Below are 21553 nucleotides of genomic sequence, written 5' to 3'. Positions count from 1 at the left end.
GCTACTCCTCAGGGGTGTTATTCGTTATTGCCCAGGGGCGGCCGGTTTGCTCCGGCCGCTGTAACATAGTTGAAACGTTTGATAAATCAATTGTTAATTGGTCGTATGGCAGCGGCTATGCCTAGCGCGCCGCTTCATAGAGGGGGCGCACCTTGGGAATATTGGCCCGCAGGTTGTCGATCCGGCCACTGGAAGTGGGGTGGGTGCTGAGAAACGCCGGCGGCTCGCCCTGGGAAGCGGATGCCATCTTCTGCCACAGCGTGACCGCCGCCTCCGGGTTGTAACCCGCGCGGGCCGCCAGCTCCAGGCCGATGAGGTCGGCCTCGGTCTCATTGGAGCGGCTGTTGGGCAGGGTCAGGCCATACTGAACGGCCATGTCGGCCGCCTGGCGCGCGCCGTCGCCCAGGCCGAGCAGGGCGCCGACCACCTGGGTGCCCATCTGGGTGGTGTAGGCCCGGGAAATCGCCTCGCGGCCATGTTCGCGCAGGGCATGGGCTATCTCGTGGCCCATGATCTGGGCGATTTCGTCATCGGTCAGTTTCAGCTTGTCGACGATGCCGGTGAAGAACAGGATCTTGCCGCCGGGCATGCAGCTGGCGTTGAGCGCATCGCTCTTGATCAGGTTGACTTCCCAGTCCCACTGCGACGCGTCCGGACGGAAGTGGTCGACTTCCTTCACCAGCTCGTCGGCAATCCTGCGCAGTCGCCGCAGCATGGCGGTGTCGGTGTTCAGCAGGTTTTCGCTGCGGGCTTCATCAAGCATCTGCTGGTAGGACTCGGCCGCCATCTGGTCGACCTCGGCACTGGAAAGGCCGCTGAACATGTACTGGCTGCGGTTCACCCCGACAGCTCCACCTTGCGTGGTCTGAACACTCTCGCAACTGGCCAGCAACAGCAGGGGCAGGCAGCACAACAGACGGCGGATGCGCATGACGGATTTCCTTCCGTAATCAATGGGTAATGGTTGGAGTGAACAATAGCAGAACATGGCTGAAGATTTGACCATCCCCGCCGATAAAGTTGATCCAGACGGTTAGAACGAGCTCCCCCCATGAAATTCAGATCAATACAGTTATCCATTGCCGTGCTGGCCGGCGCCTGTCTGTTCGTCGCCGTGGCCGCGATGGCGTTCTACGCCATGCTGGCCTTCGAACGCAACCAGGAGACGGTCGCCGAACGCAGCGAGCAGATCATCGAGGAGCTGGTTCGTGAGCAGTTGCTGGCGACCGCCAGCGCCGAAGCCTTTCACATCCGCCAGCAGCTGGAGCGGCCGTTCGCGGTGAACGAACAGCTGGCGCTGCTGAATCGTCAGATCGCCGATGTGCGCGACGGATTGCCCCAGGTGATGATCAGCCGCGAGGAAATGCTCCGTTACGTAAGGCAGGTACTGGAGGACCAGCCGGAGCTGCTGTCCGCCTATGTCGCATGGGAGCCGGGCGCGTTCGACGATCTGGATACCTTCTACGAGGGGACCGGCCTGCCGGGGCACAACGAGGCTGGGCAGTTCATGCCGTTCTGGTTCCGCGCGGCCGACGGCACACTGCAACTGGACCTGCTTGACGACATGCATGACGAGAGCCTCGACGAGACAGGGGTGAGGGTCGGCGAGTACTACTTCTGCGTGCGGGATAACCTGCGCCCCTGCGTGGCCGATCCGGCACTGGACGATCTGGGCGGCACCCCGGTGATGCTTTCGTCCTTCACCGCCCCCATTCTGCTCGACGGCAGATTCCTCGGCATTGTCGGTTCGGACCTGTCGATGGCCTTCCTGCAGTCGATGCTGGAGGAGAGTTCCGCGGGTCTTTATGACGGCAAGGGCGAACAGGCGCTGATCACCGGGCAGGGCCGGCTGGTGGCCTGGACGGGGGAGGGTGGCCAGCCGGGTGGCCCCGCTGCGCAGATTCTTGATGACGACGACCTGGCGAGCCTGGCGAAGGTCGCTGACGAGCCGATCTACTCGGTGAACCGGGCGGCGAATGAAATCGAGCTGTGGATGCCGATCCCGCTGGGTAACACCGGCACCAGCTGGACGCTGCTCATCCGCCTGCCGCTGGATGCGGTCATGGCCGAACTGCACGCGATGGATGCCGAGCTGCGCCAGCAGCAATCCGCCGCCACGGCAACCCTGGCCGGCATCGGAGTGCTGATTGCCGTGGTCGGCCTGGTGGTCATGTGGCTGGTCGGCTACAGCCTGGCACGCCCCGCACGCCGGCTGGTGGACATGCTCCGGGAGGCCGCGGAAGGCGATGGCGATCTGACCCGCCGTCTGGAGGTCGACCGTGCCGACGAGTTCGGCGATATCGCCAGGGGTTTCAACACCTTTCTCGACAAGCTGCAGCACATGATCCGCGAGGTGGTGAACTCGGTGCAGCAGGTCACCGATGCGGCGGAAAATACCGCCGACATCGCCATGCGCACCAACGATGGCGTGCAGAAGCAGCTGGGCGAGATCGAGATGGTCGCCACCGCGGTCACCGAAATGACCGCCACCGCCCAGGACGTGGCCCGCAACGCCGGGCTGGCCGCCGAGGCCGCCGGCAACGCCAATGGCTCCGCCAGCCATGGGCGCGAGGTAGTGCAGCTCACCGCACGGACGATCCAGGAGCTCTCGGTGGATATCGAGCGCGCAGTGCAGACCGTCGAGAGCCTGGCGCGTGACAGCGACAACATCACCTCTATCCTGGACGTCATCCGCGGCATTGCCGAACAGACCAACCTGCTGGCGCTGAACGCAGCGATCGAGGCGGCCCGTGCCGGCGAGCATGGCAGGGGGTTTGCCGTGGTGGCCGATGAGGTGCGCAACCTGGCACTGAAAACCCAGACCTCCACCGAGGAGATCCAGCAGATGATCGAGCAGCTGCAGAGCGGCACGCGGCAGACGGTCGAGGTCATGGAGCAGAGCCGCCAGCGCACCGGCGAGAGTGTGCTGCAGGCGGAGGAAGCGGACGCCGCGCTGATGTCGATCACCCAGGCGGTGTCGGTGATCAACGACATGAACATCCAGATTGCCAGCGCCGCGGAGCAGCAGAGTGCGGTAGCGGAGGACGTCAACCGCAACGTCGCCAATATCGGCGAGGTGGCCAACGAGGTGGCCGGCGGGGCGGCGGAGTCATCCCAGGCCAGCGCCGGGCTGACCCGACTGGCCGAGCATCAGCGCCGCCTGATCAATCAGTTCCAGGTCTGATCGGGTGGCCGGAGGGGCTGCAGCAATGCGGCCCGCGGGTGGCCGGGTTGCTTACCGCCGGGCTGACCGGGTACATCAGCTGCACCTGCGACTGCGCATTCAGCAGCAGCGGTTGCAGCGCCCGGGGTGCCGTCGCGCTGGCCAGCCAGATTGCCTGCTCCGCCTGATTGAGCGCCACCGGCATGCGGTCCGACAGTCTGGCCGGCAGCCCGACGGCCGGTGCGGTGATCAGCGCACAGCTGTCCCAGCAGGTGCCGTCGTCAAGGGTGTATCGTTCCCATATCCCGGCCAGCGCCAGGCTGTCCTGCTCCCGGCGCAGATACCAGGGTTGCTTGCGTCGGCCCTGCTGGTGCCAGAGGTAATAGCCTTCCACCGGGATGAGGCAGCGGCGCTGCACCAGCGGCTCGCGGAACATCGCCTTGTCATGCAGCAACTCGGCCCTGGCGCTGAAGGGGGCACGGCTGAGATCGGTCAGCCAGCCCGGGGTCAGATTCCACAGCACCTGGGCACACTCCAGGCGGTCATCCACCTTGCGCAGGATCAGCAGGCGCTGGCCCGGCGACAGATTCCAGGCCGGCTGCCAGCCCTCGGGCACATCGGCCAGTGGAGCCCTGAACTGGGCGAGTCGACCGCTCATGCCAGCGCCTCTCCGCCAGGCAGGGTCGACAGATCGTATGGCACAGCACCTGCCGGCATGGGCTTTCCTTTCTACAGGGTGGGTGAATGGCGGCTAGTGTATGCATTGCGCCGCGCCGGGGCCAGCCGGCGGGCAAATGTAACGAAACCACAATGGGAATTGAGACTCCAACCATCCCACCGCATAATGCGCGCATCGAGAATATGCAAAAGAGGGATTCATGGGCGAGTTTGATGGTATCCGGCCATATCAGGACGATGAGGTGCCTGGCGTTCTGCTGCGCCTGCAACAGGACCGGGACCTGCTCCAGACCCTCGCCAGATATCGGTTCCCGCGCCTGAACCGCTGGCTGCCCGGCCTCGCCGCACGGCTGGTGGCCGGCGGGGTGCGGCGCGAGCTGCAGGGCGTTGCAACCGTGGATGCCCTGCAGCGCCGGCTGGAGCCCTGGCTGGACAAGGTCATCGAACGCAGCGCGCTGCAGGTCACCTACAGTGGCCTGGAGAACCTGAGCAAGACCCGTCCGCATCTGTTTCTTGCCAATCACCGCGACATCGCCATGGACCCGGCCTTCGTCAACTACGCGCTGTATCACGGCGGCCACCCGACGCCGCGCATCGCCATCGGAGACAACCTGCTGCAGCGTTCCTTCGTGGGTGATCTGATGCGCCTGAACAAATGCTTCATCGTGCACCGGTCGGTGGCGGGGCGCAGGGAGAAGCTGGCGGTGTACCAGACCCTGTCCGCCTATATCCATCACTCGATTGCCGAGGGGCATTCGGTGTGGATTGCCCAGGCCGAAGGCCGCGCCAAGGACGGTTGCGACCGGACCGACACCGCGATCATCAAGATGCTGTGCATGAGCCGCAAGAACGAGAGCTTCACCGAGGTGGTGCGTTCGCTGAATATCGTGCCGGTATCCATTGCCTACGAATGGGACCCCTGCGACCAGATGAAGGCCCGGGAACTGGAGCAGCGCGAGCGTACCGGCAGCTACAGCAAGCAGCCCGGCGAGGATGACAGCTCCATCGCCAAGGGCCTGACCGGCTACAAGGGGCGGGTACACATCGCCTTCGGCACGCCGCTGACCGATGACTACGCGGACGCCCGGGCGGTGGCCAGCGAGACCGACCGGCAGATACTCGGCCTCTATCGGCTCTACCCAAGCAACTACCTGGCGGTGGAGAAGCTGCCCGACGTACCGGCGGAAGTGGACATCAGCGGCTGGCGCGAGCAGTTCGAACCGGCGATGCTGGCCGAAGAACAGCAGCGCTTCGACCAGCGCCTGGCTGCCTGCCCGCAGGAGCAGCGGCTGTGGTGGCTGCGTCAGTACGCCAACCCGGTCATCAGCCGCCAGAAAGTGTCAGACCAGCGCGGACGCAATGCTCAGCAGCAGGGCGAGCCCCAGGCATAGACCACCGACCCGCATGAACAACCGGTTGCCGCGCTGCGCTGAGGCGGCTTCTTCCATCACGCCGGACGGGCTGCTGAGCAGACGTACCGCGCGTGCGGTACGCAGCTGAGTGGCAATGATCAGCCAGCCGCCGCACAGCGCGTAGAACAGCGCCAGACTGTTGAGCACCAGCGCACTGTTATTCATGTACATAACCCACGCAGCCTGAAAAAAAGGCATACGATTACCTCCGATGGTCGGTAGCTACCTGCGGCTTATAGTTATTCTGGCGGGTACAATGGGAACGGAAATTGATCGGCGGCGGTGCCGCCAGGCCGGGGCAGTCTAAAGCAAACGGATGCCAGGCTCGACCGACCGGCGCTGAAATCCGATGAAATACCTGCCGCGCAACATTCATTCGCCCGGGCAGTCCAACAGGAACGCAGAGCGAATCAGAACAGACAGGATGGTGAACCATGAACAAACGTATTCTCACAAGCTGCCTGCTGGGCCTGACCCTGGCGGTCGGTGGCTGTGCATCGAACCTGACGGGTGACACCTACAGCCGTTCCGAGGCCCGCGCTCCGCAGACAGTGCGCATGGGCACGGTCGAATCCGTGCGACTGGTGCAGATCGAAGGTACCCGCACCAATATCGGCACAGGTGCCGGTGCGGTGGTCGGCGGGGTGGCCGGCAGCTCGGTCGGCGGCGGCCGTGGCAGCATTGTCACCGGCGTGCTGGGCGCGGTGGCAGGCGGCATGGCCGGGGCGGCGGCCGAAGAAGGCCTGACCCGCAACCAGGGGATCGAGATCACCGTCCGTGAAGACAGCGGCCAGACCCGTGCCTACGTTCAGGAAGTGGACAAGAACGTGTCCTTTGCACCGGGCGAGCGGGTGCGCATCCTGACAGTCAATGGGGTGTCCCGGGTCAGCAAGTAATGCCAGCCCCGTTCATCTGGGGCGAATAGGAGGGTGAAGGGCGTCGGCGAGACCGGCGCCCTTCGTATCAGTCAGCCAGTGCGACGCTGGTCGGCTGATAGGGGGTGAGAATGATCTCTACCCGACGGTTCAGCTTGCGACCGGTATAGCTGCTGTTGTCAGCGCGCGGCTGCAGATCGGACATGGCCTGCAGATGCATGCGATGGCGCTCGATGCCGCCCAGACGCAGCACGCTGGCCACCGCCTGGGCGCGTTCCATGCTCAGCTTCTGGTTCAGCTCATCGCTGCCATCACTGTCACTGTGACCTACCACCGAGACGCGGCTTTCACTGTCGGATTTCAGTGCCTGTGCTACCTTGCTCAGGGGCACCAGGCCCGAGGGCAGCAGCAGGGTGCGCTTGGGATGGAAGTTGCCGTCAACGGGAATCAGCAGACGGATCTGCTCACCCTCGCGCTCGACCTGATAACCCTGCTGGGTGGCGAGCGTGGTCAGGTTTTCAATACGGGACTCGGCCCAGGACGGGGCGAGTGGGGCAGTCTGAACGACTTCTTCCTTGGAGGAGCAGGCCGCAAGAAAAACAAGCGAAGCCAGCGTCAAGCTTTTTATGGTATTCATTGTTCCATCCAGACAGAAAAGTGAACCATTGGATAATCCGCGTTGCAGATTATCATCTGACGCCTGCAAATGTGATCATCATCGCAAGCAATTCATCGGTTTATAGTCGATTCTTCAAAGAGGTTCACATCATGGGGATGCCAAAAGGGCATTTTTCACTGTTTTTTCTGCTGAGCGTGCTGCTCGGACTGTCCGGCTGTGCCTCCTGGTCCCTCTGGCCCGGCGGTGAAAGCGGGGCCTCACAGCGGGTGGCCGGGCTGATTGACCGGGGTGATCCTGACTGGACCATGCGCGCCTGCGGCCAGGAGCATGACCGCCTGCTGCAACCGACCGCCGAGCTGAAGCGCCTGTTTGACGATGTAGGGCAGCCCGGGCAGCTGTCGATCTTCGCGGATCTCGATGTGGTGGAGAAGGACGGACGCTGGCTGGTACGCAAGACCCATCGCGTGCAGTCCACCGGGCGTGGCTGCATGGACGTCAGTGGCGCCGGCAGCCAGTGGGTCGGCTTCAGCCTGGCGGATAACTGGCGGGTGGACGTCACCGCCAGGGGAATGCAACTGAGCACTGACGACGGCGAGGACGGCCGCCAGCTGGCAGTGATCCAGGAGCAGATGCCCGACGGTGCGATGGGCTTTCGCGGCGTGCATGATCAGGGACTGGAACTCTGGCTCTACCCCACCGGCTGTCTGGAGCGCAGCACCGGGGACTACTACCACCTGACCGCCGTGCTGGTCCGAGACGGACAGCGACTCAACGGCTGCGGCTACAAAGGCGCCGCCAGCCCAGGCCCCTGAGCCGAACCAGGCGCCCCGCCCCCCAATCATCACGGTTTTGTGGGAGCGCCGACCTCGGCGCGATGGGGTCAGGCAAGCCACATAACGACAGCCAGCCGCAGGGCCGCCTGGCGGCGGCCATCGCCGCGGGGTCGCGGCTCCTACGGATAGGTGGTGTATCCAGGTGGCGTATCTACCGGGCGGGAATCGCCCCCGCCGCAATCACCACGGTTTTCGTCGGAGCACCGCCCCCGCCGCGTTCACCACGGTTTCTGTGGGAGCGCCGACCTCGGCGCGATTGGCGTGCAAAGCACGCCCGCCCCCAGGCCCGGGCAGCCCCACAACCCTACGCCCCCAGATAAGCCCGGCGCACCTGCGGATCTGCCAGCAACTCCTCCCCGCTGCCCTGCATCAGAATGTGCCCATGCTCCATCACATACCCTCGATCCGCCAGCTTCAGCGCCTGGTTGGCATTCTGCTCGACCAGAAAGATGGTCACCCCCTGGCGGCGCAGCTCTTCGATGATCTCGAATATCTGCTGGATGATGATCGGCGCCAGACCCAGCGAGGGTTCGTCCAGCAACAGCAGCTTCGGCTTGCTCATCAGGGCGCGGCCGATGGCAAGCATCTGCTGCTCACCGCCGGACATGGTGCCGGCGCGTTGCTGGTAGCGCTCCTTCAACCGCGGGAACAACTCCAGGGTCGCCTGCAGCTGGGCGGCCACCTCGTCCCTGGGCAGGAAGAACGCGCCCATGGCAAGATTCTCCTCAACCGTCAGCCGGGAGAATACCCTCCGCCCCTCCGGCACGATGGCCACATCCCGGCGCATGATGTCGCAGGTATCCATCCCGGCGAGTTCCTCGCCGTGGTAGCGGATGCTGCCGCTGGCCGGAGCCGGATCGCCACACAGCGTCATCAGCAGGGTAGTCTTGCCCGCGCCGTTGGCTCCGATCAGAGTGACGATCTCGCCTTTCTGCACGTCGAGGTTCACATCGTGCAGTGCCTGGATCTTGCCGTAGAAGGTGTTGACCTGGTTGAACGACAGCATCAGGTTTCCCCCAGATAGGCCTTGATCACGTCCGGATTCTGCCGCACCTGCTCGGGTGTGCCATCGGCCAGCGGACTGCCCTGGTTGATCACTACCACCTGATCGGAAATGCCCATCACCAGCTTCATGTCGTGCTCGATGAGCAGAATGCTCATGCCATGCTCGCTGCGCAGTTCGGCGATCAGCTCCTGCAGGTCGGCGGTCTCCCGCGGATTGAGGCCTGCGGCGGGCTCGTCGAGCATCAGCAGGGTGGGGCGGGTGACCATGCAGCGGGCGATTTCCAGCCGCCGCTGCTGACCGTAGGCCAGGGTGCCGGCGGTACGGTTGGCGAACTCCAGCAGATCCATGCGCTCCAGCCACCAGGCGGCGCGCTCCATCGCCTCCTTCTCGCTGCGCCGGAATCCCGGGGTCTTGAACAGCCCGGCCAGCATGCTGGTATTCATGTGATGGTGCTGGGCGACCAGCAGGTTCTCCACCACGCTCATCTGCCTGAACAGCCGCACATGCTGGAAGGTGCGCACCATGCCCTTGCGGGCCAGCCTGAAGCCCGGCATGCCGCTGACTTCCTCGCCCCGGAAGCGGATGCTGCCGGCGCTGGGCTTGTAGAACCCTGTCAAGCAGTTGAACACCGTTGTCTTACCGGCGCCGTTGGGGCCGATCAGCGAGACAATCTGACCTTTTTCGACCCGCAGGGCGACTTCGTTGACCGCCAGCAGTCCGCCGAACCGCATGCACAGCCCGGATACATCGAGAAGCGGCGCGCTCATGTCTTCAGCTCCAGATGCGGGCGTTTCATCGGCAGCAGACCCTGGGGCCGCCAGATCATCATCAGCACCATCAGCAGACCGAACAGCAGCATGCGGTATTCATCGAACTGGCGCGCCACCTCGGGCAACAGGGTCATGATGATGGCCGCGAGAATCACCCCCAGCTGCGAGCCCATGCCGCCCAGCACGACGATGGCGAGGATGATTGCCGACTCGATGAAGGTGAAGGACTCCGGGCTGATGAAACCCTGGCGCGCGGCAAAGAAGCAGCCGGCGAACCCGGCGAAGGTCGCGCCTATGGTAAAGGCATTGAGCTTGACCGCGGTGGGGTTGATACCCAGCGAGCGGCAGGCCACCTCGTCCTCGCGCAGCGCCTCCCAGGCCCGGCCCACCGGCATGCGCAGCAGTCGGTTGATGACGAACAGGGTGAACAGTACCAGCACCAGGGCGAGAAAATACAGGAACATCACCCGGTGCACCGAGTTGAAGTCGATCCCGAAAAACTCGTGGAACGTCTGCGCCCCTTCACTGGCCCGGCGGCTGAACTCCAGGCCAAACAGGTCCGGCTTGGGGATGTTGCCGATGCCGTTCGGCCCGTTGGTCAGGCTGGTGAAGTTGTTCAGCAGGATGCGGATGATCTCGCCGAAGCCAAGGGTCACGATTGCCAGATAGTCCCCGCGCAGGCGCAGTACCGGAAAGCCCAGCAGAAAGCCGAACAGCGCCGCCATGGCCCCGGCGGCGGCCAGCCCGGTCCAGAAGCCGATGCCGAAATACATCGCCAGCAGGGCGTAGGTATAAGCCCCCACCGCATAGAAGCCGACGTAGCCCAGATCAAGCAGTCCGGCCAGCCCGACCACGATGTTCAGCCCCAGGCCCAGCATCACGTAGATCAGCACCAGGGTGGCCAGGTCGATATTGCTGCGGTTGGTGAAGAACGGCCAGATCAGCGCGGCAGCGATCAGAAAGCACCACAGCAGCCGATGGGCCGCCGGGCGGGCCGCCAGCACGCTGAAGGCGGCCGGCGTGCGGGGCAGGGCAGGTACCCGATACCAGAGCGCGGTCAGCTGATCGCGGAACAGGTTGAACAGGAAGATGAACAGCGCGGCGCCGGCGATCTTGACCGCCACATCGGTGCCGGCACCGACCAGCACCAGCGATGTGCCCTGCTGACTGAGGCGCACGCCCATCAGCAGGCCGCTGAGGATCACCACTACCACCGCAGAAATGAAGGCAGGTTTCAGATTGCGCAGCATCAGACCTTCTCCACTTCAGGCCGCCCGAGGATGCCGCTGGGGCGAAACAGCAGCACAAGGATCAGCACGCTGAAGGCGACCACGTCCTTGTATTCGGCGCTGAAATAACCTGCAGTCAGCGCTTCGGCAACCCCCAGCAGCAGCCCGCCGAGCACCGCGCCGGGTATGCTGCCAATGCCGCCGAGCACCGCGGCGGTGAAGGCCTTGAGCCCGGCCATGAAGCCGATATAGGGGTTGATGACCCCGTAATACATGCCCAGAAGCACCCCGGCCACCGCGGCCAGCGCCGCGCCGATGATGAAGGTGATGGCGATAATGGCGTTGGTGTTGATGCCCAGCAGGTTGGTCATCTTCAGGTCTTCGGCACAGGCGCGGCAGGCGCGGCCCATGCGCGAGCGGGTAATGAACAGGGTGAGCAACACCATGCTGATCAGCGTCACCACGAAGATGATGATCTGCATCCACGACAGGGTCGCGTGAAAGCCGGTAGAGGGCCCGATATCGATGCCGCCGCGCACCAGGTTGGGCATGGCGATGTCCCGCGAGCCCTGGGCGATGCGCACCAGGTTCTGCAAAAAGATCGACATGCCGATCGCCGAGATCAGCGGAATCAGCCGGTTGCCGCCGCGCAGCGGCCGGTAGGCCACCCGCTCGATGCTGTAACCGTAGGCGCTGGTGACGATCATGCTGCAGATCAGCGCGCCGATGATCAGCAGCGGCAGGGACTCGATGCCCAGCAGCGCCAGTGCCGCCAGCACGATGAAGGCAATGTAGCTGCCGATCATGTACACCTCGCCATGGGCGAAGTTGATCATGCCGATGATGCCGTAGACCATGGTGTAGCCGATGGCGATCAGGGCATAGGTGCTGCCCACGGTCAGACCGTTGAGCAGTTGTTGCAACAGGTAATAGAAGGAGTCAGGCATTGCAGCATCCTTGACAGCTGGCCCGGCACAGTCGTGCCGGGCCAAGGACGTGTTTTACTGGGTCAGGGCTGTCTTGCTGCCGTCGGCATGCCACTCGTAGACGACGAAGTTGAAGTCCTTCAGGTCGCCCTTTTCATCGAAGGCCAGCTGGCCGGTGGGTGTATCGAAGGTATTGCTGCGCAGGGCCTCGGCGACCTTGGTCGGGTCATCGCTGCCGGCGATGCGGATGCCGTCGGCAATCACCTGGACCGCTGCATAGGAGGGGAACACGAAAGGCCCGCGCGGGTCCTGCTTGCGCTCTTTGAATGCCTCCACCAGAGGGGCGTTGGCCGGGTCTTCGTCGAAGGCCTTCGGCAGGGTCACCAGCATGCCCTCGGCGGCTTCACCGGCGATGGCACTGATGTCGCTGTTACCCACGCCTTCCGGGCCCATGAAGGGGATGTCCAGCCCCTGTTCCCGCGCCTGGCGCAGGATCAGCCCCAGCTCCGGGTGATAGCCGCCGAAATAGGCGAAATCCACGCCGGACTGGCGCAGGCGGGCGATCAGTGAGGAGAAGTTCTTGTCGCCGGCGGTGATGCCATCGAAGATCGGTACCTCGATGCCGGCCTCGACCAGTACATCACGCACCGCAGTGGCAATGCCCTCGCCATACTGCTGCTTGTCATGAATGACCGCGACCTTGCTCGGCTTGACCTGCTCGACGATGTACTTGCCGGCGGTCGGCCCCTGCAGGCTGTCCAGGCCGATGGTGCGGAACACCAGTTCATAGCCGCGGGCAGTGATGTCCGGGCTGGTGGCCGCCGGGGTGACCATGAGGATGCCTTCGTCCTCGTAAATGTCGGTAGCAGGCTGGGTCGAGCTGGAGCACAGGTGGCCGACCACGAACCTGATGCCATCGTTGACGATGCGGTTGGCCACCGCCACCGCCTGTTTCGGATCACAGGCATCATCGAAGACCACGCCCTCGAGCTGACGACCGTCGACGCCGCCGGCACGGTTGATCATCTCGATGGCCATGTTGGCGCCGGTGAACTGCATGTCGCCGTACTGCGCGACGGGGCCCGTGACCGGCCCGGCGAGCGCTATCCTGATGTTGTCAGCGGCCATCGTGAGGCTGCTGACCCCGGCAAGGGTGGTAATCGCGAGGAGCTGGGAAAGGACCTTCCGATGTGTCTTTTTCATACCGTTTGCCTGTGATGTTATTGGAGTTGTATCAGCACTGTAGCGGAGCCAGTGGCGGAGGGCCAGTCCCTGGGGCAAAGCCCGGATGAAGGAAAGCTTGCACCCGCACCAGTGCCGGTTACCATGCTCGCCTTTGCCCCAGGAGAAGCACCATGACCGAACCCAGCGAAACCTACGCCGCCATTGTCGGCGCCACTGCCCAGATCGAATGGAAGGATCTCGAACCGCACTTTGCCCGGGGCGAACTGCTGGTGGTCGACAGCGCTCTGGATCTGGTCGAGGTGGCCCAGGCCCTGATCGAAGATGACAGCACCCGGGTAAAAGACTGGATGCAGAACAACCAGCTGAGCAGCGCCAGCGACCAGCAGGCCGCTGACTGGCACGAGCGCAACCCGGAAACCCTCTGGGCCGTGGTCATCCGGCCCTGGGTACTGGTGCAGGAGCGCCGATAACATAAGCCTGATTGTTGCAGGCCGATCAACCGCATACATAGCGCTGGCGCAGCATCCGCTGTCGCGGCATCCTCCCTGCCGGACCCATATAACCAGGCGCTGGAACCTCAGCGCGGCACAGGAGAATGCAGGCATGCAGGAATTTGACAACAAGGTGGCTGTGATTACCGGCGGCGGCAGCGGGCTGGGTCGTGAACTGGCGCTGAGCTGCGCCGCCCGCGGCATGAAACTGGTGCTGGGTGATGTTGACGAAGCCGGCATGCAGGAGACCCTGCGTCTTGTGGAAGAAGCCCACCCCGGCACCGAGTCGGCTACCATGCGCCTGGACGTATCGAAGCTGGAGCAGGTCGAGGCCCTGGCCGAGCTGTGCCGCAGCCGCTTCGGCGGTGCACACCTGGTGTTCAATAACGCCGGCGTCAGCGTCAACGGCCCCATCTGGCAGAACACCGTGGACGACTGGGACTGGGTGCTGGGCGTCAACCTGTACGGCGTGGTGTGGGGCATCAAGGCATTCACGCCGATGCTGATCGAGCAGAACGAAGGCCACATCATCAACACCGCCTCCGCCGCCGGTTGGCTGAATGGCCCGAGCAGCGGCATCTACAACGTCAGCAAAACCTCCGTGGTGGCCATCTCCGAGACCCTGGCGCTGGACCTGCGTGACGCCGGGGCGAATGTAGGCGTGACCGTGCTGTGCCCGGCGTTCTTCCCCACCGGCATTCACCAGTCCGACCGCAACCGCCCGGCGGACAAGGCCCAGACAGTGGAGAAGAGTGAAATCGCGCTCAAGCGGGCCGAGGCGCTCAAGTATGCCGTGGAGCATGGCCGCATCCCCGCCAGCGACATCGCCGAGATGACCCTGCGGGCGGTCGAGGCCAACCAGTTCTATGTGTTCCCCCACCGCAAGATCAAGCAGCTGATCAAGCTGCGCGCCGAGGCCGCCGACCGCGAGCAGGATGTGTTCGATTCGATGAACCCCTGAGGAACTCTGGCACAGCCGCGCTTCTCTACTACGCTGAGAGCATCGTCCTTCAGCGAGGTTGAAACATGCGCCTGTCCCCGGATAAGGCTGCGGCGGGACCTTCCACCACCGCAGGCCTTTCCAGGCGGGTAGTGCTGGCCGGACTGGTCACCGCCTACACCGCCTCCCTCATTCCCTGGGCCCTGGCCGAGTCCGCACCGGATGTCGACCGGGGCAACTTTCTCATTCTGTCCGCACTGATCGCCGGCCGCGAAGGGCTGGACAATGAATTGGCCATCCGTTACTACGATGCGCTGCTGGAAAACGACGAGGGCTTTCCCGCTGCGGTGTCGGCTATCCTCACCCTGGTCAACCAGCACCGCATCGATCCGCTGAAGCTGCAGGCGTTTCTTGACGAAAGCCGGCCGGAGCTGGCCGCCGTGCCCCGGCGCATCGCCACCGCCTGGTTTCTCGGCGTGGTGGAGACCGCCAATGGCGCCCGGGTGCTGGCCTATGAAGAAGCGCTCAACGCCCAGCTGGTGAGTGATGTGCTGATGCCGCCCAGCTACTGCTACGGCGGTTACGGCAGTTGGGCTCAGGAGCCGGGCAAGGGGTCGGTCGATGGCTGAGGAGCTGTCGGCGGATTTCGTGGTGGTAGGCTCGGGCATCTGCGGGGCACTGGTGGCTATGGTGCTGGCCCAGCGTGGCGCCTCGGTGATCATGCTGGAAGCCGGACCGAGGGTCGAACGGGCCCAGCTGGTGGCGAACTTCCGCAACTCGCCCCGGCGCAGCGACTGGATGTCCCCCTATCCCTTCTCGCCCTGGGCACCGCACCCGGTCTACCGCCCCGAGGACAACGAGCATCTGGTTCAGGCCGGTCCCTATCCCTATCCGGCGGAGTATATCCGCATGGTCGGCGGCAGCACCTGGCACTGGGCGGCGCTGGCCTGGCGCAACGTGCCCAACGACATGCGCATGCACAGCCTGTACGGCGTGGGCGTGGACTGGCCGTTTGACTACGACGAGCTGGACCCCTACTACCAATGGGCCGAAGAACTGATGGGCGTCGCCGGAGATGGCGACGAGCATCCCGACTCGCCGCGCAGCCAGCCTTACCCCATGGAGCCAGTGGCCGAGCCCTGGGCCATGCGCCGTATCCGCGAGCGGCTGGCAGGCACCTATCGGGTTGCCAACAACCCGGTGGCGCGCAACAGCCGTACCTTCGACCGGCGCCCGGCCTGCTGCGGCAGCAACAACTGCCAGCCGATCTGCCCGGTGGACGCGCAGTACCACGGTGGCATTGCGGCGGCGGCAGCGGAAGCGGCCGGGGTCCGGCTGATTTCCAGCGCGGTGGTATACAAGCTGGAGCATGATTCGCAGGATCGTATTGTCGCCGCCCACTACTACGACCCCGAGCGCAACAGCTACCGGGTCACCGGCGGCACCTTCGTTGTCGCCGCCAATGGCATCGAGACCCCGCGACTGCTGCTGATGTCCACCAGCGACCGCTTTCCCAACGGCATTGCCAATCGCACCGACATGGTCGGCCGCCATCTCATGGACCATCCCAGTACCTCGCTGACCTTCGACGCCGACGAGGATCTCTGGCTGGGCCGTGGCCCGCAGAGTCCCAGTTCCATAAGTGCCCTGCGGGACGGACCTTTTCGCGAGGACTATTCCGGCTACCGGCTCGACTTCACCAATATCAGCCGGGTGGACAGCACCACCCAGCGTCTGCTGCTGGAGGGCGTATACGGCCCCGAGTTCGAGCGCCGGCTGCGCCACAGCGCCGCCCGGGAAATGAGCGTCAAGACCGTACTGGAAGTTCTGCCCCGCCCGGAAAATCGCATTGCCCTCAGCAGCCGCAAGGATGCCCTCGGCCTGCCGAGACCGCAGGCCCATTACGATATCGATACCTACACCCGGCGCGGTGCCGAGAGCGCGCTGTGGCATTTCCGCCGCATCGCCGAGCTGATGGGCGGCAGCAACCTGCGCTTCAGCGACGAGAATGCCTTCGCCAACAATCAGCACATCTGCGGCACCACCAGCATGGGCGAAGACCCGAACATATCCGTCTGTGATGGTTGGGGTCGCACCCATGACCACGAGAATCTGTTCCTGGTAGGCACCGGTGTATTGCCCACCGCGGGGACCGCCAACTCCACCCTGACCGCAGTCGCTGTAGCGTTGCGCTCGGTGGACGCCATGCTGCCCGCCGAGCGGGGCTGGGCGGCAGAGCAGGGCAAGTCATGAGCGCCCGATCCGTGCGGCGGGTGTTCGTCACGCTGAGCGGTGCCTTCCTGCTGCTCGGAACCGTGGCAGCGGCCCAGGGGCAGAAGCAGGACGACGAGCGCCCCGGCCCCGGGGAATATGCCGCCATTCTCGGTGACTGCGTTGCCTGCCATACGGCGCCCGGGGGCGAGCCCTTCGCCGGCGGCCTGAAACTGGCCACCCCGCTGGGGGATATCGTCGCGACCAATATCACCCCGTCCGAGGCGGGCATCGGCAATTACACCCTGGAGCAGTTCGATGCGGCGGTGCGCCGGGGCGTGCGGGCGGATGGCAAGCGGCTGTACCCGGCGATGCCCTATACCGCCTACGCCAAGGTGTCGGATGAAGATATCGCCGCGATGTACGAGTGGTTCATGAACGAGGTGCCGCCCAGCGATTACCAGCCGCCGGCAACCGAGCTGCCCTTTCCATTCAGCGTCCGCCTGTCGCTGGCAGTGTGGAACTTCATGTTCCTCGACGATGAACCCTTCACCCCCGACCCCTCGCAGACCGAGCAGTGGAACCGGGGCGCCTATCTGACCCAGGGCCTTGCCCACTGCGGCACCTGCCACACCCCGCGCAATCTGCTGATGGCCGAGCAGCAGTCACGCTTTCTCGCCGGCGGTGCGGTCGGGCCGTGGGAGGCGCCGGACATAACGTCGAACCCCAGGACCGGCATCGGCGAATGGAGCATCGAGGAGCTGGTCGAATACATGAAAACCGGCAACACCCCGCGCAGCCAGGCGGCCGGCCCCATGGCCGAAGTGGTGGACCACAGCCTGCGCTATGCCACCGAGGAAGATCTCGAAGCCATCGCGGTTTACCTGCAGACGGTGCCGGCATCGGCGGGCGTGCAGCCCGAGCGCGCGGTGCATGAATGGGGCGAAGCAGGCAATAATCTTGCGGCCATTCGCGGCGAGCGACTCCCGGGCGATCCGCGGGACTGGACCGGCCCGCAACTCTACGACGCCTACTGCGCCGCCTGTCATCGAGCATCCGGTCAGGGCACGGCAGACGGGGTAATGCCAGCGCTGTTCAACAATACTGCCACCGGCCGCGAATACACCAACAACCTGGCGCTGGTGATTCTCAACGGCATTCACTGGGTCGGGGAGGGGCACGACATGCACATGCCCGGGTTCGCCCATGAATTGACCGACCTGCAGATCGCCACCCTGAGCAATCATGTGCTGGAGATGTACGGCAATCCCGACGCCCGCGTAACCATAGAACAGGTCGCGGCGCTGCGCGGAGGCACGGCCCAGGCGCAGGGCCAACCGAACCTGCTGCGGCTGACGCGGCTGGGTCTAGCGGCCGGCTTCGTTCTGGTGCTCGCCGTGGTCTGGCTGATGCTGCGCCGCAAATTAATCCGCACTTGATGAAAAACCACAGGTCAAAACCCACGACGTCCCTCAACCGGAGAATACCCATGCGACTGACCTACCTTGCTGTACCCTTTGCCGTCCTGATGCTGGCTGGCTGCGGTAACGAAGATGATACCGCGAGCAACGTCCACAACGAGCCTGTGCCCGCAGCGGGGCAGGAGTACGAGACCCCGGACGAGCCACGCAACATGCCTCCTGCGCCCAACACCGACGCGACACCGCGAACAGACGGCGCTACCGGACGGGGCACCGAAAGTGGCGGCGCCACAGGCGACGTCACCGATCCCGCCACGGGCAGCGGTACCGGCACGACCCAGTAACGCTTTCAGCTGGCCCTGCGTAGCCGGGGAGCATCCTCCCCGGCGAGCAGGAAGCGCTCCACAACCTGGTGCACAGCGTCCCGGGCCTGGGGATGCTCAAGCTCCAGATAATGACCGGCGCCGCGAATGCACACATATTCCGAGCGGCGCGCCAGGTCTGCAAAGTACAGTGCATCCTGCGCGGTGGTGTACTCGTCTCGTTCGCCATTGAGAAACAGCAGAGGCACTTCAATATTCCCCACGCAGCGCATGTAGCGCTCGCTGCCCAGTCCCAGAATCTGACGGATGTGCTGCAGCATCTGTGCATACTCGTGCACATCCAGAGTGGAAACGTGACGGAAGTTGCTGCGCTTGAGCGACGGCGGCAGATGTCTGCCAAGCGTTCCGTTGACCAGCGTGGCGATCCGGTGCCGGTCGCAGGCAGCCATGTAGTCCTGGGCGCGCTGCAGGTAATCCAGCATCGGCCGGTTCAGCACCGGCGAAAAGGAGCTGATCACCGCCCGCTGGATACGTTCGGGCCGCTGGGCCAGCGCCAGCAGCGTGGACACGCCGCCCCAGGAGAAGGACATCACCTCATCCGCCTGGAAGTACTCGATCAGCTCCAGCAGGATCAGCGCCTCATCCTCCATGTCCAGCATCGGCAGCGAGCGGTTGTGCACGCGTGATGCGCCGGAATAGGGCTGGTCGAACAGCATCACATTGCGCGTCGCATTGAGAAAGCGCAGGGTCTGGCTGAAGGCCGCGCAGGTGGACAGCGAGCCGTTCACCAGGATGATAGTGTTGTTGCTGGTGGGGTGGGGGTAGAAACGGGTCTGCACCTTCAGGTCGTTGTGCACCCGTACTACTGCCTTCTCCGAATACATGCCGCACTCCTCGAACAGTGGAACGTCACTGGCCCGCATTAAAGGCCAGTGAGATGACAGACAGGTGTCAGCAGCCAACCGTTCAGCGGAAAGCCAGCCGGTACATCTGCTGAAAACAATAGGACCACCGGGAGGCGGCAAATCTCCCGCGAATGACGTAGGCTGAAGAGGAGTCCACAACGATGAGGAAGATGTCATGCAGATACAGGTCTACGCCGATAATCGCATAGAGAACAGTTCCAGACTGGTTGAATGGGCAAACGGAGCCGTGGCCGACAAGCTGCAGCGCTTCGATGAACAACTGACCCGCGTGGCCGTACACATCAACGACGAGAACGGCGAAAAGGCCGGCGCCCAGGACAAGCGCTGCCAGATTGAAGCCCGCCCCAAGGGGCTGCAACCGATTTCCGTCACCCACAAGGCCGACTCGATCCGCCTGGCGGTGGAAGGCGCGCTGGACAAGATCCACAGCGCCCTCGGCTCCCAGCTCGGCAAATTGCGCGACAAGCGTGCCGCGGGCGCCACCGGCGCGCCGGCCACGGCCGACCCGGACCGTCGCGACGCGCTGATGGAAGAAGACTACGGGCCGGATAGCCAGAACAATCAATAGGAATCCCAGGAGAAAAGATGGCAAATATCGTGATTGCCGGTGCCAATCGGGGCATCGGCCTGGCCTTGGTCAAGGCGTATCTGGTCGGAGGCAACCGCGTCTTCGCACTCTGTCGTAACCCGCAAGAGGCGGAGGAGCTGAACCAGCTGGCCGCCAACGCCGACAACCAGCTCACCCTGCATCCCCTCGACATGACCGATGGCGCCTCCATTGACGGCGCGGCCGAGGTGGTCGGCGGCAAGCCGGTCGATGTGCTGCTCAACGTGGCGGGTGTGATTGGTGGCAGAAGCGACAGCCTGCTCAACGCCCCCTTCACCGAAGAGGACTTCACCCACTGGCGCCAGGCCTTCGAGGTGATGACCATTGGCCCGTTCCGCCTGACCCAGGCGCTGCTGCCCAACCTTACCGAGGCCGGTGGCAAGGTGATGACCCTCAGCAGCCAGATCGGCGCATCCACCTGGCCCCACGGCGGGCTCTATGTGTATGGCGCGACCAAGGCCGGCATCAACCGACTGATGCGCAGCCTGGCCATGGACCTGAAGGACAAGGGCGTGACCGTCGCCGTGATCCATCCGGGATATGTGCAGACCGACATGGGCGGCCCCAACGCCGAAATCACCCCGCAGGAAAGCGCCGCCGGCATCGCGGCCGTGGTGGAAGGGATGACCATTGCGGATACCGGGGAGTTCTTCAAATGGAACGGGGAGAAACACGCCTGGTAAATGGTGAGCGCCTGTTACCAAACGGCGGCCCCAGGTTGTGGGAGCGGTAACACCTGGCGGGTCGGAAGGTAACACTTATGCGGACTAGGCCGAACGGCTTATCCCAGCTTTTTTCGTAACTTGTTGATTTAAATAGTGTTTCAATAAGTGGCACGCCGTCTGCATTGTTATAAGCACAACAAGAATAAAAACAGACGTAAAACTCATAACAAGAACAAGATTCGGCTCCACACATAACAAGAACAAAACGTGCGAGTGCAGCAAACTGATTTTTTTGGAGTAAGGGAAGCTTCTTCCTGCGCATCCAAAGCAATCCGCTTGCTTTGAACAACCCGGGATGGGTTCAAGGGGGTGGCACTGGCCGCTCGGTCAAAAGAACAAGAAATGAAAAGGCAGGTACGGAGACGTACCTGCCTTTTTTCATGTCTGCTCAAATACCCAGGAGAAACATGAACGGCCTGGCAGGCCGGCGCCGGTTTCTTGCGGCAGCGAAACGCCTCCGTATCTGAAAACCCCTCGCTGCTGACATTTTGCCAACTGACTCACAACGCTGTTTCCCAACGGCGGCCCTGTCAGCGCAGGTCTGATATAACGGCGACTTTGTTCGGCAGACACGGAACACAGGATGTTCGCCCCGGCCAATACCGCGCACTTCACTTTCGCCATGCCTCACCTAGAGCACGACTTTCAGGTGCTGAGCTTTCAGGGTACTGAAGCCATCAGTCGACCCTATTGTTTTCACGTGGAGCTGGTCAGTGAGCACCCGGACCTGGATATCGAGGGGTGGCTGCACCAACCCGCTTTTCTCGGTTTCGCTGGCCCAGGCAAAGGCGTGCACGGGCTGATCCATGGTGTCGCCCAGGGTGAAGCCGGCAAGCGCCTGACCCGTTATCGCATCACGCTGATCCCCAGGCTGGCCTACCTGCAGCATGCGGCCAACCAGCGCATCTTCCAGCACCTGTCGGTACCGCAGATCATTGCCCGCGTGCTCAACGACCACGGCATCCAGAGCGACGCCTTCCAGTTCCAGCTGGGCAGCGAGTATCCCGAACGGGACTACTGCACCCAGTACGACGAAAGCGACCTGCACTTCATCCAGCGCCTGTGCGAGGAAGAAGGCATCCACTACCACTTCCGTCACAGCCAGGACGGTCACCTGCTGGTGTTCGGCGACGACCAGACCGTATTCCCCCGCCTCGCCCCGGTCAGCTTCGACCAGGGCAACGGCATGGTCGCTGACGAGCCGGTGATCAAG

23 protein-coding genes are annotated in these 21553 nt (G+C 63.8%); 13 read left to right on the top strand and 10 right to left on the bottom strand.

Annotated features, from left to right (window positions below):
- Nucleotides 1-121: 121 nt before the first annotated feature.
- Nucleotides 122-931 carry a M48 family metallopeptidase gene (locus IEW63_RS07260; RefSeq protein ID WP_188635935.1) on the bottom strand — a complete coding sequence of 270 codons (810 nt, stop codon included), beginning with the start codon at nt 929-931 and terminating at the stop codon, nt 122-124.
- Between the two features lie 120 nt (nt 932-1051).
- Between IEW63_RS07260 and IEW63_RS07255 the strand changes: the two genes are divergently transcribed.
- Complete coding sequence (locus IEW63_RS07255) at nt 1052-3184, top strand: methyl-accepting chemotaxis protein (protein ID WP_188635934.1); 2133 nt, start codon at nt 1052-1054, stop codon at nt 3182-3184.
- Here IEW63_RS07255 and IEW63_RS07250 read toward each other — a convergent pair.
- On the bottom strand, nt 3165-3821 hold the full coding sequence (locus IEW63_RS07250; RefSeq protein ID WP_188635933.1) for an SOS response-associated peptidase: 657 nt from the start codon (nt 3819-3821) through the stop codon (nt 3165-3167). The genes IEW63_RS07255 and IEW63_RS07250 overlap by 20 nt on opposite strands.
- A gap of 220 nt (nt 3822-4041) precedes the next feature.
- Here IEW63_RS07250 and IEW63_RS07245 point away from each other — a divergent pair, with 220 nt between their 5' ends.
- Complete coding sequence (locus IEW63_RS07245; protein WP_188635932.1) at nt 4042-5232, top strand: 1-acyl-sn-glycerol-3-phosphate acyltransferase; 1191 nt, start codon at nt 4042-4044, stop codon at nt 5230-5232.
- On the opposite strand, the gene IEW63_RS07240 is transcribed toward IEW63_RS07245, so the two are convergent.
- Nucleotides 5182-5418 carry a hypothetical protein gene (locus IEW63_RS07240; protein WP_229710375.1) on the bottom strand — a complete coding sequence of 79 codons (237 nt, stop codon included), beginning with the start codon at nt 5416-5418 and terminating at the stop codon, nt 5182-5184. The two genes, IEW63_RS07245 and IEW63_RS07240, sit on opposite strands and share 51 nt — an antisense overlap.
- A gap of 269 nt (nt 5419-5687) precedes the next feature.
- Here IEW63_RS07240 and IEW63_RS07235 point away from each other — a divergent pair, with 269 nt between their 5' ends.
- Nucleotides 5688-6149, top strand: coding sequence for an outer membrane lipoprotein (locus IEW63_RS07235; protein ID WP_188635930.1), 462 nt, complete (start codon nt 5688-5690; stop codon nt 6147-6149).
- Between the two features lie 67 nt (nt 6150-6216).
- Here IEW63_RS07235 and IEW63_RS07230 read toward each other — a convergent pair whose 3' ends face one another.
- Entirely contained in the window at nt 6217-6765 is a 549-nt protein-coding gene (locus IEW63_RS07230) for an OmpA family protein (protein ID WP_188635929.1), read from the bottom strand.
- Between the two features lie 131 nt (nt 6766-6896).
- On the opposite strand from IEW63_RS07230, the gene IEW63_RS07225 reads away from it, so the two are divergent.
- Complete coding sequence (locus IEW63_RS07225; RefSeq protein WP_188635928.1) at nt 6897-7559, top strand: hypothetical protein; 663 nt, start codon at nt 6897-6899, stop codon at nt 7557-7559.
- Between the two features lie 325 nt (nt 7560-7884).
- Here IEW63_RS07225 and IEW63_RS07220 read toward each other — a convergent pair whose 3' ends face one another.
- From IEW63_RS07220 to IEW63_RS07200, 5 genes are read right to left on the bottom strand one after another with little or no spacing between them, the layout of a single operon-like run.
- Nucleotides 7885-8586 (bottom strand): ABC transporter ATP-binding protein, encoded by a 702-nt coding sequence (locus tag IEW63_RS07220; RefSeq protein WP_188635927.1) that lies wholly within the window; start codon nt 8584-8586, stop codon nt 7885-7887.
- On the bottom strand, nt 8586-9353 hold the full coding sequence (gene livG, locus IEW63_RS07215; RefSeq protein WP_188635926.1) for a high-affinity branched-chain amino acid ABC transporter ATP-binding protein LivG: 768 nt from the start codon (nt 9351-9353) through the stop codon (nt 8586-8588). Before livG ends, IEW63_RS07220 begins: the two co-directional genes overlap by 1 nt.
- On the bottom strand, nt 9350-10606 hold the full coding sequence (locus IEW63_RS07210) for a high-affinity branched-chain amino acid ABC transporter permease LivM (protein WP_188635925.1): 1257 nt from the start codon (nt 10604-10606) through the stop codon (nt 9350-9352). The genes livG and IEW63_RS07210 overlap by 4 nt, the downstream gene beginning before the upstream one ends.
- The gene (livH, locus tag IEW63_RS07205; protein WP_188635924.1) at nt 10606-11532 is read right to left on the bottom strand and encodes a high-affinity branched-chain amino acid ABC transporter permease LivH; all 927 of its coding nucleotides are present in this window, start codon (nt 11530-11532) and stop codon (nt 10606-10608) included. Before livH ends, IEW63_RS07210 begins: the two co-directional genes overlap by 1 nt.
- 54 nt (nt 11533-11586) lie before the next feature.
- Nucleotides 11587-12714 (bottom strand): branched-chain amino acid ABC transporter substrate-binding protein, encoded by a 1128-nt coding sequence (locus IEW63_RS07200; protein WP_188635923.1) that lies wholly within the window; start codon nt 12712-12714, stop codon nt 11587-11589.
- 152 nt (nt 12715-12866) lie between these two features.
- Between IEW63_RS07200 and IEW63_RS07195 the strand changes: the two genes are divergently transcribed.
- From IEW63_RS07195 to IEW63_RS07170, 6 genes are all read left to right on the top strand, one after another.
- Nucleotides 12867-13166, top strand: a complete 300-nt coding sequence (locus IEW63_RS07195; RefSeq protein ID WP_188635922.1) for a DUF2288 domain-containing protein — start codon at nt 12867-12869, stop codon at nt 13164-13166.
- 133 nt (nt 13167-13299) lie between these two features.
- Complete coding sequence (locus IEW63_RS07190) at nt 13300-14148, top strand: SDR family NAD(P)-dependent oxidoreductase (RefSeq protein ID WP_188635921.1); 849 nt, start codon at nt 13300-13302, stop codon at nt 14146-14148.
- 65 nt (nt 14149-14213) lie between these two features.
- A complete protein-coding gene (locus IEW63_RS07185) occupies nt 14214-14756 on the top strand; it encodes a sugar dehydrogenase complex small subunit (protein WP_188635920.1) in 543 nt (180 codons plus the stop codon).
- Complete coding sequence (locus IEW63_RS07180) at nt 14749-16380, top strand: GMC family oxidoreductase (protein ID WP_188635919.1); 1632 nt, start codon at nt 14749-14751, stop codon at nt 16378-16380. The genes IEW63_RS07185 and IEW63_RS07180 overlap by 8 nt, the downstream gene beginning before the upstream one ends.
- Nucleotides 16377-17777, top strand: coding sequence for a cytochrome c (locus tag IEW63_RS07175; protein WP_188635918.1), 1401 nt, complete (start codon nt 16377-16379; stop codon nt 17775-17777). The genes IEW63_RS07180 and IEW63_RS07175 overlap by 4 nt, the downstream gene beginning before the upstream one ends.
- A 50-nt stretch (nt 17778-17827) precedes the next feature.
- Nucleotides 17828-18103: a hypothetical protein gene (locus tag IEW63_RS07170; protein ID WP_188635917.1), complete on the top strand. Its 276-nt coding sequence runs from the start codon at nt 17828-17830 to the stop codon at nt 18101-18103.
- 5 nt (nt 18104-18108) lie between these two features.
- On the opposite strand, the gene IEW63_RS07165 is transcribed toward IEW63_RS07170, so the two are convergent.
- Nucleotides 18109-18966 carry an alpha/beta fold hydrolase gene (locus IEW63_RS07165; protein ID WP_188635916.1) on the bottom strand — a complete coding sequence of 286 codons (858 nt, stop codon included), beginning with the start codon at nt 18964-18966 and terminating at the stop codon, nt 18109-18111.
- 196 nt (nt 18967-19162) lie between these two features.
- On the opposite strand from IEW63_RS07165, the gene IEW63_RS07160 reads away from it, so the two are divergent.
- The 3 genes from IEW63_RS07160 to tssI all read left to right on the top strand — a co-directional run.
- Nucleotides 19163-19576 carry an HPF/RaiA family ribosome-associated protein gene (locus IEW63_RS07160; RefSeq protein ID WP_188635915.1) on the top strand — a complete coding sequence of 138 codons (414 nt, stop codon included), beginning with the start codon at nt 19163-19165 and terminating at the stop codon, nt 19574-19576.
- Nucleotides 19577-19593: 17 nt separating this feature from the next.
- Nucleotides 19594-20298 (top strand): SDR family oxidoreductase, encoded by a 705-nt coding sequence (locus IEW63_RS07155; protein WP_188635914.1) that lies wholly within the window; start codon nt 19594-19596, stop codon nt 20296-20298.
- Between the two features lie 625 nt (nt 20299-20923).
- Nucleotides 20924-21553: type VI secretion system tip protein TssI/VgrG (gene tssI, locus IEW63_RS07150; RefSeq protein WP_188635913.1), on the top strand; the 630-nt coding region annotated here is incomplete at its 3' end.

The organism is Halopseudomonas pertucinogena (genome assembly GCF_014646575.1).
Classification (GTDB): Bacteria; Pseudomonadota; Gammaproteobacteria; order Pseudomonadales; family Pseudomonadaceae; genus Halopseudomonas; species Halopseudomonas pertucinogena.
Note: the sequence above shows the minus strand (reverse complement) of the source record. Positions and strands in the feature narration are given on the sequence as shown.